This window comes from Kitasatospora sp. NPDC001261, assembly GCF_042896795.1.
Classification (GTDB): Bacteria; Actinomycetota; Actinomycetes; order Streptomycetales; family Streptomycetaceae; genus Kitasatospora.
Window position 1 is genome coordinate 182,914 of sequence record NZ_JBIAXP010000009.1, and the last position, 11,480, is coordinate 194,393.

At 72.5% G+C, this 11,480-nt stretch carries 10 protein-coding genes; 6 read left to right on the forward strand and 4 right to left on the reverse strand.

Annotated features, from left to right (window positions below):
• Positions 1 to 625: 625 nt before the first annotated feature.
• Both ACFY4B_RS14845 and ACFY4B_RS14850 read right to left on the reverse strand, forming a co-directional pair.
• Positions 626 to 1,330 (reverse strand): 3-oxoacid CoA-transferase subunit B, encoded by a 705-nt coding sequence (locus ACFY4B_RS14845; RefSeq protein ID WP_387968140.1) that lies wholly within the window; start codon positions 1,328 to 1,330, stop codon positions 626 to 628.
• 4 nt (positions 1,331 to 1,334) lie between these two features.
• On the reverse strand, positions 1,335 to 2,096 hold the full coding sequence (locus tag ACFY4B_RS14850) for a CoA transferase subunit A (RefSeq protein ID WP_387968142.1): 762 nt from the start codon (positions 2,094 to 2,096) through the stop codon (positions 1,335 to 1,337).
• A gap of 479 nt (positions 2,097 to 2,575) precedes the next feature.
• Here ACFY4B_RS14850 and ACFY4B_RS14855 point away from each other — a divergent pair, with 479 nt between their 5' ends.
• The 6 genes from ACFY4B_RS14855 (at position 2,576) to ACFY4B_RS14880 (ending at position 8,690) form a co-directional block, all read left to right on the forward strand.
• Positions 2,576 to 3,847 carry a substrate-binding domain-containing protein gene (locus ACFY4B_RS14855; RefSeq protein WP_082345208.1) on the forward strand — a complete coding sequence of 424 codons (1,272 nt, stop codon included), beginning with the start codon at positions 2,576 to 2,578 and terminating at the stop codon, positions 3,845 to 3,847.
• A 98-nt stretch (positions 3,848 to 3,945) separates the two neighbouring features.
• The gene (locus tag ACFY4B_RS14860; protein WP_387968144.1) at positions 3,946 to 4,686 is read left to right on the forward strand and encodes an ABC transporter ATP-binding protein; all 741 of its coding nucleotides are present in this window, start codon (positions 3,946 to 3,948) and stop codon (positions 4,684 to 4,686) included.
• Between the two features lie 119 nt (positions 4,687 to 4,805).
• On the forward strand, positions 4,806 to 5,585 hold the full coding sequence (locus ACFY4B_RS14865) for an ABC transporter ATP-binding protein (RefSeq protein WP_375874723.1): 780 nt from the start codon (positions 4,806 to 4,808) through the stop codon (positions 5,583 to 5,585).
• Positions 5,585 to 6,451 carry a branched-chain amino acid ABC transporter permease gene (locus ACFY4B_RS14870; RefSeq protein ID WP_074005092.1) on the forward strand — a complete coding sequence of 289 codons (867 nt, stop codon included), beginning with the start codon at positions 5,585 to 5,587 and terminating at the stop codon, positions 6,449 to 6,451. The genes ACFY4B_RS14865 and ACFY4B_RS14870 overlap by 1 nt, the downstream gene beginning before the upstream one ends.
• Before the next feature lie 209 nt (positions 6,452 to 6,660).
• Complete coding sequence (locus tag ACFY4B_RS14875; protein WP_049649689.1) at positions 6,661 to 7,788, forward strand: branched-chain amino acid ABC transporter permease; 1,128 nt, start codon at positions 6,661 to 6,663, stop codon at positions 7,786 to 7,788.
• Positions 7,785 to 8,690 (forward strand): alpha/beta fold hydrolase, encoded by a 906-nt coding sequence (locus ACFY4B_RS14880; protein ID WP_380743834.1) that lies wholly within the window; start codon positions 7,785 to 7,787, stop codon positions 8,688 to 8,690. Before ACFY4B_RS14875 ends, ACFY4B_RS14880 begins: the two co-directional genes overlap by 4 nt.
• Positions 8,691 to 8,813: 123 nt before the next feature.
• Here the strand turns inward: ACFY4B_RS14880 and ACFY4B_RS14885 are convergent, their stop codons facing one another.
• Together ACFY4B_RS14885 and ACFY4B_RS14890 are read right to left on the reverse strand one after the other, a co-directional pair.
• Positions 8,814 to 10,091 carry a lipoprotein gene (locus ACFY4B_RS14885; RefSeq protein ID WP_049649680.1) on the reverse strand — a complete coding sequence of 426 codons (1,278 nt, stop codon included), beginning with the start codon at positions 10,089 to 10,091 and terminating at the stop codon, positions 8,814 to 8,816.
• 425 nt (positions 10,092 to 10,516) lie between these two features.
• Positions 10,517 to 11,104: a DedA family protein gene (locus tag ACFY4B_RS14890; protein ID WP_387968220.1), complete on the reverse strand. Its 588-nt coding sequence runs from the start codon at positions 11,102 to 11,104 to the stop codon at positions 10,517 to 10,519.
• Positions 11,105 to 11,480: the final 376 nt, after the last annotated feature.

Here is an 11,480-nt window from a genome sequence, read left to right on the forward strand (position 1 = left end):
TCGCGCCTTGCGCGGCTCGCTCGGTTCACTCGGCTCGCTCGGCTCTTGCGTGGGTCTGCCTCGACTCGGAGCCGTCCGGGTGGAACAGGGTGGAACCGGCCGGAATCAGCTGGAAACAGCTGGGAACAGCCGGAACCGGCTGGAACGAGACCCGGCGAACTGCGGTTCTCGGGCAGTTCCCGGGCCGTCCGGCAGATTCGGCGTGTGCGACCGGTTCGGTTGTGCGCCGGTACGGCGGCCTCGAATCCGGGATCCCGATGCACTTTCCAGCTTCCCCTCCGGGTACGTCGGGATCCTTGGCCACCTCAACTCTCCCTGAGCGCAACGGTGATCGCAACCAGTCCGGGAGATCGCCGTCGCCCAGGCATGAAGATGCCACGGTTTCCGGCCGATCCGGCGGGCGTTGGTGCTAATGCGGTGAATTCGCTCCGGCCCGGGCGGTCCATGGAACTCGGTGGTGGTGGAGAGCTGTTGCGGAGTTGCCCGTGGAGCCGTTCGCGGGGTCGCTGTCGTGTGCCGGCGGGGGCAGCGGAACGGCCGGACCGCCCCTCGGGGCGATCCGGCCGTCCGTACGGGGCCGGGCTGGTCAGGCGGGCTGGTCGGCCGGGCTGGTCAGGCGGTCTGATCAGAGCGGGGGCAGCAGGGGCGCGCCGGTCGCGGCCTGGACCTCGGCGAAGTCCACGCCCGGCGCCGTCTCCACCACCCGCAGCCCCTCCGGGGTCACGTCGACCACCGCGAGGTCGGTGACGATTCGGTCCACAACTCCACGGCCAGTTGCGGGAAGTGACAGCTCATCGACGATCTTCGGCGAGCCGTCCCGGGCGGTGTGCTCCATCACCACGATCAGCCGACGGGCCCCGTGCACCAGGTCCATCGCGCCGCCCATGCCTTTGACCATCTTGCCGGGAATCATCCAGTTGGCGAGGTCCCCGGCGGCCGAGACCTGCATCGCGCCGAGCACCGAGACGTCGATCCGCCCGGCCCGGATCATGCCGAAGGAGAAGGCGGAGTCGAAGTACGAGGCGCCGGCGGCGACCGTCACCGTCTCCTTCCCGGCGTTGATCAGGTCGGCGTGCTCGGCGCCCTCCTCCGGGTACGGGCCGACGCCGAGGATGCCGTTCTCGGAGTGGAGCACCACCTCGACGCCCGGCGGGAGGTGGTTGGGGATCAGGGTCGGCAGGCCGATGCCCAGGTTCACGTACTGGCCGTCGCGCAACTCGCGGGCGGCGCGGGCGGCCAGGGCGTTGCGGGGATCGAGAGCGGGGGCGGCAGGAGTGCCGAGGGCGGTGGCGGCGGTGGTGGTGGCGCGGACTGCGGTCTCGGTGGGCATCGGGTCAGGCCTCCTGGAGTGCGGGGCGGACGGTCCGGCGCTCGATGCGGCGGTCCTCGGGGTCGGCGGCCACCACCCGGTCGACGTACACCCCGGGCAGGTGCACCGTGTCCGGAGGGAGCTCGCCCGGTTCGACGATCCGGTCCGCCTCGACCAGGGTGATCCGGCCCGCCGCCGCGCAGAGCGGGTTGAAGTTCCGGGCGGCGGCGTGGAACACGCAGTTGCCGTGCCGGTCCGCCACCTCGGCCCGGACCAGCGCGAAGTCCGCCGTGATCGCCTCCTCCAGCAGGTAGCGACGGCCGCCGAACTCCCGGACCTCCTTCGGCGGGGAGGCCAGGGCCACCGAGCCGTCGGCCGCGTAGCGCCACGGCAGCCCGCCCTCCTCGACCTGGGTGCCGACCCCGGCCGGGGTGAAGAACGCCGGGATGCCGGCGCCGCCCGCCCGGAGCCGCTCGGCCAGCGTGCCCTGCGGGGTCAGCTCAACCTCCAGCTCGCCGGAGAGGTACTGCCGGGCGAACTCCTTGTTCTCCCCGACGTACGAGGAGGTCATCCGGGCGATCCGGCCCGCCCGCAGCAGCAGGCCCAGCCCCCAGTCGTCCACCCCGCAGTTGTTCGAGACCACCCGCAGTCCGGTGGCGCCGGAGTCCACCAGGGCGCCGATCAGCGTGCTGGGGATGCCGCAGAGGCCGAAGCCGCCGACGGCCAGCACCGCGCCGTCGGGAACGTCCCCGACGGCGTCGGCGGGGGAGTCCAGGACCTTGTCCAAGGGGTCACCTCGTGAGGGAGTGGGCGGAGGGGGTGGAAGAGGAAGGGGCGGAGCGCGGCCGGGGTGGTACGGCGGACGGGGCAGGTGGGACGGGCAGCTGGGACGGGCTTGTGGGAGGGGTGGCCGGCGGGCTCGGCCGCCGCGCGGAGCCCGTGGCCGTACCAGGCCGGGCTGGGGTCCTGCCTGGGCCGGACCGGGGTCGGGCACGCCGCTGGGGTTGGCTGCCGTCGGACGGGCTCCGCGCCCCTCCACCGTCACCGGGCAGGGGTGGGCGCAGCCATGGCGGCCACCCCCATGGGTGGGCGCGGAGCCGTGTCGGCGGGCCACACCCGGGCGCCCGGGGGACGGCGGCGGGCCGACGGTATGTCGACCGGAGCCACATCCCGACCGGCTGATACGTCGACCGGGCACATGTCGCCGTTCCCACCGCACACCTACGGTTCCCGCATCCACCCGCCGCACTTCAGGAGTCGGTCACCATGCGCAGCTCGACAAACCCCTCCAGGACCGCCTCCGGCGTTCGCCTGGGCGACTCCCTGACCGGCGGCCCGGCCCGGAAGCTCGCCGCCCTCGCGGCCTGCGTCCTGCTGGCCTCGGGCTGCGCCAAGGCCGGGACGGCCGGGACGAGCGCGGCGGACGGTGGATCGAAGGGCCCGATCAAGGTCGGCCTGGTGTACTCCAAGACCGGGCCGCTGGCCGCCTACGGCAAGCAGTACCTGGAGGGCTTCAAGGCCGGGCTGAGCTACGCGACCAAGGGCACCGGCGCGGTCGACGGGCACAAGATCGAGTTCGAGGAGCAGGACGACGCCGGCGACCCGGCCAAGGCGGTGTCCGCCGCCAAGGACCTGATCGGCAAGGGCTACAAGGTGCTGGCCGGTTCCACCGCCTCCGGTGTGGCCCTCCAGGTCGGTCCGATCGCCGCCCAGAACAAGGTGCTCTTCATCAGCGGCCCGGCCGCCGCCGACAAGGCCACCGGTCTGAACAAGTACACCTTCCGTTCCGGCCGCCAGTCCTACCAGGACATCAAGACCGCGGCCTCGTTCATCGGTGACGCCAAGGGCAAGAAGGTCACCGTGCTCGCCCAGGACAACGCCTTCGGCCAGGCCAACGTGGCCGCCGTGAAGGCGCTGCTCGGCGCCGAGGGCGCGACGGTCGACCAGGTGCTCGCCCCGCCGAGCGCCACCGACCTCACCCCCTTCGCCACCCAGGCCAAGACCGCCAAGCCCGACCTGCTGTTCGTCGCCTGGGCCGGCGACACCGCCTCGGCCCTGTGGACGGCGCTCAACCAGCAGGACGTGTTCGCCGACACCAAGGTCGTGACCGGCCTCGACCTGGCCGCCTCCTACCCGCTGTTCGGCCCGGCCGCCGAGAAGATCTCCTTCCTGAACCACTACTTCGACGGCGCCGCCGGCACCCCGGTGGAGAAGGCCATGACCGATGCCGTCACCGCCGCCGGAGGGAAGACGGACATCTTCACCCCGGACGGCTTCACCGCCGCCCAGATGATCGTGCACGCCGTCGAGTCCAACCACGGCTCCGCTGACGACACCTCGGCCCTGGTCAAGGCCCTGGAGGGCTGGAGCTTCGACGGCGTGAAGGGGAAGACCACGGTCCGCGCCGAGGACCACGCCCTGCTCCAGCCGATGTTCCAGGTGCGGCTGACCGGCAGCGGTGCCGCCGCCAAGCCCTCGGTGGAGAAGACCCTGACCGCGGACGAGGCGGCACCCCCGGTCACCCCGATGGCGGGCTGATCCCGATGCCCGCCCGCACCACGTCGACTCCTTCCGCCTCCTCGGCTGCCTCCGCCGCGTCCACCTCGTCCGCGCGGTCCTCCGCGTCCTCCTCTCCGGTGCTGCGTCTGGACGGGCTCGGCTGGGCCGTCCGCGGCGTGCCGATCGTCGAGGACGTCTCCTTCTCGGTCGGCGAAGGCGAGTTCATCGCCTTCATCGGGCCCAACGGCGCCGGCAAGACCTCCCTCTTCAACCTGATCTCGGGCATCTACCCGGCGACCCACGGCAGCCTCCACCTCGACGGCGCCGACATCACCGCCGAGACGGTGCACGCCAGGGCCCGCCGCGGGCTCGGCCGCACCTTCCAGACCTCCTCCCTCTGGCCGGGGATGACCGTCGCCGACCACGTCCGCCTGGCCGCCCAGGCGGCGGTCGGGCCGGGTGCCTCGTACCGGCTCTGGCGCCGCGCCGAACGCTACGAGCAGCAGCTGGCCGACACCCTGGAACGCACCGATCTCACCCACCGCGCGGACACCCTGGCCAGTGCGCTCTCGCACGGGGAGAAGCGCAAGCTGGAGCTGGCCGTCCTGCTGGTCTCGGAGCCCCGGCTGATCCTGCTGGACGAGCCGATGGCCGGAGTCAGCGCGGAGGAGGTGCCCGCCCTCACCGAGCTGATCCGTTCCGTGCACCGTGACCTGGGCCGGACCGTCCTGATGGTCGAGCACCACATGGACGTCCTGCTCGGCCTTGCCGACCGGCTCGCGGTGATGCACCACGGCACGCTGCTCGCCCTGGACACCCCCGAGGCCGTGATGGCCGACCCGACCGTGCAACAGGCCTACCTGGGTGAGGCGTTGTGACCTCCTCTCCGTTCTCCGCTCAGCGCCCCGCTCCTTCGGCGCACTCCGCCTCCTCTCCGTCGTCCGCGTCCTTGCCGTCGTCCGCTGCCGAACCCCTCCTCTCCGTTCGCGATCTGCGGGTGGTCATCGACGGGCTGCACATCCTGCACGGCGTCGACTTCGACGTGGCCCCCGTCGGGGTGACCGCGCTCCTCGGCCGCAACGGTGCCGGGAAGACCACCACCGTCAAGGCCGTCATGGGCCTGGTGCCGCGCACCGGAAGCATCCGGCTCTCCGGCTCCGAACTCTCCTCCCTTCCCACGCATCTGGTCGTTCGTCATGGCATCGGCTACGCGCCCGAGGACCGGGGGATCTTCGCCGGCCTCACGGTCGCCGAGAACCTCCGCCTCGCCGAGCGCGCTGCCGGGAGCGGGAGCGGGAGTGGCGGCGAGGCCGGTGAGCCCAACTACGCACTCGTCCACGAGCTCTTCCCCGAACTCAAGCAGCGGGCCGGTCAATTGGCCGGGACGCTCTCCGGCGGCCAGCAGCAGATGGTGGCGATCGGCCGGACGCTGCTCAACCGCAACCGGTTGATCATCGCCGACGAGCCCACCAAGGGCCTGGCCCCGAAGATCGTCGCCGAGGTGGCCGAGGTGCTGGCGCGTGCGGCCGAGGCCGTGCCCGTCCTCCTGGTCGAGCAGAACCTCGCCCTCGTCCGCCGGCTGGCCGGCACCTGCGCCGTCCTGGCCGACGGCCGTACCGCCCACCGCGGAGACACCGCCGAGCTGTTGGCCGACGAGGAGGCCGCCCGCCGCCTGCTCGGCGTCGGCTCCCGTCACCCGCTCGCCGGCGGGCCCCGGCCCGCCGCCGCCCCGGCCTCCCCGGCCACCCCTGTCGTCACCGCCGAGGTGAAGCCCTGATGGACACTGTCGTCCTCCTTTTCTGTACCGGACTCGGTCTCGGTGCGCTGTACTTCCTGGTCGCCTCCGGTCTGTCGCTGATCTTCGGTCTGATGGACGTGCTCAACTTCGCGCACGGCGCCCTGCTCTCGATCGGCGCCTACGCCACCTGGTGGGCCGGTGCCGAGGCCGGTCTCTCCTTCTGGCTCGCGGTGCCGTTCGGCACCCTGGTCGGAACGGCCGCCGCCGTCCTGCTGGAGCTCTTCCTGATCCGGCCGCTCTACAGCCGGCCGCGCGACCAGATCCTTGCCACCGTCGGGGTCGGGCTCGCCGTACCCGCCCTGCTGATGGGGATCTGGGGCGCGGACTCCCGCCCCTTCCCGCAGCCGGAGCTGCTGTCCGGCACCTGGCACGTGCTCGGGGCGACCGTCCCGGTCAACCGCTTCGTGCTGGTGGCCGCCGCCGCCCTGCTGCTGCTCGCTCTTCGGTTGTTCCTCGCCCGCACCCGCTACGGGCTGATCGTCCGGGCCGGCGTCGAGGACCGGGCGATGGTCACGGCGCTCGGCATCGACGTCCGGAAGGCGTTCACCCTCGTCTTCGCCCTCGGCGGGGCGGCCGCCGCCCTCGGTGGCGCCCTCGGCGGCCTCTACTTCGGTTCGGTCAATCCCGGCCAGGGGACCGGCCTGCTCATCTTCGCCTTCGTCGTCGTGGTGATGGGCGGCATGGGCTCCGTGACCGGAGCCGCCGTCGCCTCGGTGGGCGTCGGCCTCGTCCAGCAGTTCGCCAACTACTACACCGGCGCCGGGCTCGGCGACCTCTCGGTCGTCGTCCTGCTCGCCGTGCTGCTTCTCGTCCGACCCCGTGGACTCACCGGGAGGCTCGCGTGAGCGCCGAAACACCGATCACGAGCACCGGTGGCCCCGCGGCCGGCCGCAGCGCCGCCGCTCCGGCAGGGGGGACTGACACCAGCCCTGCCGTGACCACCATGTCAGCAGAGGGGACTGACACCAGCTCCACCGACACCGCCACTGTGGCAAGGGGGACTGACACCGGCCTTGCCGAGACCCATTGTGAACACAGGGCCGAGTCCGGCGCCATCCCTCGAACGGGTGATCCAGTCACTAATCGCTGGACTGGCGTGCACAGAGCGCTACGCTGGTGGCCGATCGCTCTGCTGATCACGCTCCTTGTCGCCCCATACAGTGCGCTTCCCGTCCCGGGACTGCTCGACGGCCCGCTCGGCAGCCCCGGAAGCCTCCAACTGCTCGCCCTGTGCCTCCTCTACGGCGGGCTCGCCACCGGTTACGACCTCCTGCTCGGTCGGACCGGACTGCTCTCCTTCGGCCACGCGCTCTACTTCGCGACCGGCCTCTACGCCACCGACCTCGGCATGCTGGAGCTGCGACTGCCGTTCGCCGCCGCCGCGGTGTTCGGCGTCTCCTGCTCCGTCCTGCTGGCCCTGCTGCTCGGCTCGGTCAGCCTGCGGGTCACCGGCATCGGCTTCTCCATGGTCACCCTCGCCTTCGCCCAGGCCGGCTCGATCCTCGTCCAGCGCAACCCCGGTGGCGCCACCGGTGGCGAGGAGGGCCGGTCCGCCCCGGCCGACCTGCTGCCCTCCGGCCTGCTCGGGATCGAGAACACCGCCAACCTCTACTGGATCGCCGTCGGCTACCTGGTGCTGACGGTCGCCGCGGTCCACTGGGCCGTCAAGTCCCCGATCGGCCGGGTCTGGGAGGGCATCAAGGAGAACGAGCGCCGGGTCGAGGTGCTCGGACTGCGGCCGTACGGCTACAAGTTGGTCGCCTTCGTGCTGGCCGGCGGACTCGCCGGGCTGGGCGGGGTGGTCTACCTGCTGCTGACCGGTGGCGCCACCCCGCAGGCCGCCACCTCGGACGCCACGCTCGCGCTCCTGGTCATGGTCGTCCTCGGCGGCTCCGGCACCCGCTGGGGGCCGCTGCTCGGCGGTGTCCTCTACACCTGGGCGAGCCACCGGCTCGGCGACCTCGCCAACTCGTCGGCCGTCGCCGACCTTCCGGCGGTGCTGCGCGTGCCGCTCTCCCAACCCCTGTTCCTGCTGGGCGCCCTGTTCGTCGCCGTGGTCTACCTGCTGCCCGGCGGCCTGGCTAGACTGCCTGCCCGCATCCGATCCGCCCGCACCGGCCGTTCCGCCCCGGCGCCGGCCGGCCCCGGAACCGCCCACCCCACCGGAGGTACCCCCGCGTGAGCCAGTCGCCGCTGAAGCCCGAGGAGTTGACCGTCCCCGTGCCCGGTGGGGACCTGGCCGTCCTGCGCTGGCCCGCCGAGGACCCGCAGGCCCCGACGGTCGTGGCGGTGCACGGCATCACCGCCAACGGCCTCGCCTGGTACGAGGTCGCCCGCCGGCTCGCCGGCCGGGTCACCCTGCTCGCGCCCGACCTGCGGGGCCGCGGCGCCAGCCGCTCGGTCACCGGACCGTACGGCCTGGCCCGGCACGCCGACGACGTGGCCGCGCTGATCGGCGCGCTCGGCTCGGGGCCCGTCACGGTGGTCGGCCACTCGATGGGGGCCTGGGTCACCGCCCTGGCCGCCGTCCGGCACCCCGACCTGGTCCGCCGCGTCCTGCTGGTCGACGGGGCGGTGACCTTCCCGCTGCCGCAGGGCGTCCGCGAGGAGGACGCCCTGGCCGCGGTGCTCGGCCCCGCGCTGGCCCGGCTGTCCACGACCTTCCCGGACCGGGAGGCCTACCGGGAGTTCTGGCGCGGGCACCCCGCCTTCGCCGGCGAGTGGACCGAGGGGATCGACGCCTACACCCAGCGCGACCTGGTCGGTGCGGAGCCCGAACTGCGCTCCTCCTGCGTGCTGGAGGCCGTGCAGGCCGACGGCGCCCAGGTCCTGCTGGACGAGGACGCGGCCGCCGCCGTGCACCGGCTGCCCTGCCCGGCCGACCTGATCTGGGCCGAGCGCGGCCTGTTCGACGAGCCGCAGGGCCTCTACGACCACGAGCGGATCGGGCTGGCCGGGCTGGACCGGGAGCGGGTTCCGGCCTCGCCGGTGCCGGACACCAACCACTACTCGATCCTCTGGGGCGAGGCCGGGGCGGACCGCATCGTCCGCATCCTGCTCGCGGACGCCCTCACCGCCGGGTAGCCGGTCCGCCCCGGAACGCCGACCGGGAACCGATCAGGACGCAGACCGGAACGCCGGCGGCCGGCGGGGGCCCGCACCCCCGCCGGCCGCCGCCGGTGCCCCGTCCCGCCGCTCCCCGGCGGGTCAGCCCGCCGTGCCGAGGAAGCTCTCCCAGCCGCCCGCCGGCGCCTGGCCGACGTTGAGCGAGCGCAGCTTGCGCAGGGTGGACTGGTCCTGCACCTCCAGCCATTCGACGAGCTGCTTGAAGGAGACCAGCCGGACGTCGGGCTTGCCCGCGATGGTCTTGAGGGTCTCCTCGACCGCGTCCATGTAGATGCCGCCGTTCCACTGCTCGAAGTGGTTGCCGACGAAGAACGGCGCGCGGTTGCCGTTGTACGCGCGCTCGAAGCCCGCCAGGTAGGAGTTGGTGGCCTGGGTGCGCCAGTCGCCGTACTTGGCCGGGTCGCCCTTGGTGCTGCCGGCGGACTGGTTGGCCAGGATGTTGTAGTCCATCGACAGGACCTGGAAGGTGTGCCCGGGGAACGGGATGGACTGCAGCGGGAAGTCCCAGACCTTGCCGTCCTGCACCTTCTGCGGCCATATCTGCAGGCCGCCCGAGGAACTGGCGTCGTACTTCCAGCCCAGCTTGGCGATGGTCGGCAGCAGCGCCTTCTGGCCCTCCAGGCACGGGGTGCGGCCGCCGATCAGCTCCTTCTTGTAGTCGAAGGGGAGCGGGTCGACATCGGTGAAACCGGTGTTGGTCCGCCACTGGGTGACGAAGCCGATCGCCTGGTCGATCTCGCTCTGCCAGTCCTCCGGGGTCCACACGTTGACGCCGTTCTTGTCCGGACGGCTGGAGCAGAAGTGCCCGTTGAAGTGGGTGCCGATCTCGTGCCCGGCCAGCCAGGCCTGGCTGACGAGCTTGAGCGTGCTCTTCACCGCGCCGTCCGACAGGTACGGGATGTCGGAGGCGCCGACCGAGTGCTTCGGCGGGTGGTAGAGGTCCGCCTTGCCCTTGGGCAGGGCGTAGATGCCCGAGAGGAAGAAGGTCATCGTGGCCTTGTGCTGCTCCGCCAGCTTCAGGAAGCGGGGGAACTGGCCGTCCTCGGTGCCGCCGGCGCCGTCCCAGGAGAAGACCACGAACTGGGGCGGCCGCTCGCCCGGCTTGAGCTTCTCGGGCTTGGGCTGGTTCGGCTGCGGGCCGGTGTCCGCGTTGGAACCGTCGCCGATCGGGGTGCCCTTGGGCACCACCGCCTGGGTGGGGTCGCCGCTGCCTCCCTGGGTGGTGCTCGCGCCGCCGGGGCCGGGGGAGGGGGAGCCCTGGCCCGAGCCGGACCCGCCGCTGGAGCAGGCCGCGACCGCGCCGAGGGCCGCGGTCGCGGCGGTTGCGCTGAGCACCGTCCTGCGCGAGATGCTGGTCATGGTCTCCCCTGGGTGCCGATACCGGTGGTGAGGGCGGCCCATGGCCGCACCGGTCAAATCGGGCAATTGATGAATATTCCGCCGTTAGCATGTCATGTCGCCGCAGCGGCCACCAAGGTCGCCGAGCGCTGACGACTCTCAACACGCCGGGCGCGTACGGCTGGGCTGCGGGGATGCCTCGACTGTTGCCGTCCTGTGACGCTTCCCGCCCCGTGCGGTCCGGTCAGTACGCTACCGCCGGTCGGTCCGCTCCCCGCCGGAGTTCGTCAGCGTTCGGCCCGGTTGGTCGCCCTTTTGGGAAAACTTTTGCCCCTTGCTGGGCCGGGCAGCCCGAAGCCCGCTATGGGGCCGCTCCGGGCGGGCCGGGCGGGCCGGGCGGGAGGGGAAAGGAGGGAGAGAAGGGGGAAGGGCGGTCGGGCGGGCCGTCAGAGGGTGGCGAGTCGCCGGGTGCGGCGCACCATGCGCGCGATCGCGGTGCTGATGGCGGTGGCCGCCGCGCAGGAGACCACGAGGCTCAGCCAGGCGGTGTTGAACCAGTGGCTGTTCAGCCAGCCCAGCGTCACGATGTAGGCGGCCCAGACCAGTGCCGCCAGTGCCGACCAGTGCAGGAACCGGTGCGGATGGGCGGGGGAGTGGCCGATGGCCAGGTCGAGGACGGTCCGGCCGGCCGGGACGAACCGCGCGACCACCACCATCGCGGCGGCCGCTCCGTGGGGGCGTTCGATCAGGGCCTCCTGGACCCGGGTCACGCTGGCCGCCAGTTTCGGGCGCCGGGCGAGCCGGCGGTGCAGTACCGGGGCACCGCGCCGGGCCAGGTTCAGCAGCAGGAGGTCGCCCAGGAAGGAGGCCACCGCCACGCCCAGTCCGAGCATCAGGGGCGCGCCGTTGATCTGCGAGGTCTTGAGCACGGCCAGGATGACCAGCGTCCCGCTGGGGATGAACGGCAGGAGGGCGTCCCCGAGCACGGCGACGAGCGCCAGCGCGCAGATCCACGAGGATCCGATCGCGGCCACGAAGTTCAAGACCCTTTACTCCCTCCGTGCCTCCCGGGGGAGCAGGTGGCTGCAGGGGTCAACGCTAGCGCCTCGACTTTTCATGCCATGAAGCACCCCGGTATGGCATGGATCACGAGTGCTGATTCCGGCCGTGCCCCGAGGCGGCGGGCCGTGTGTCCGGGCCGTATGTCCGGGTCGGCCGGGGTGAGGGGCGCCCGGGCGGCGGAGGGCCGCCGAAACCGAACGAGCCCCCGGGGCGGGGTGCCGCGCCGAGGGCTCGCAGTGATCGTCCGGTGCTGGTCCAGCCCGACGATCTTGCTGGTGGAGTGCGGATCCCGCTCCGGCGGTCCGCCTCTGGGCCCAAGCCTGCCGGACGCCGACCCCCGGTCGCGAG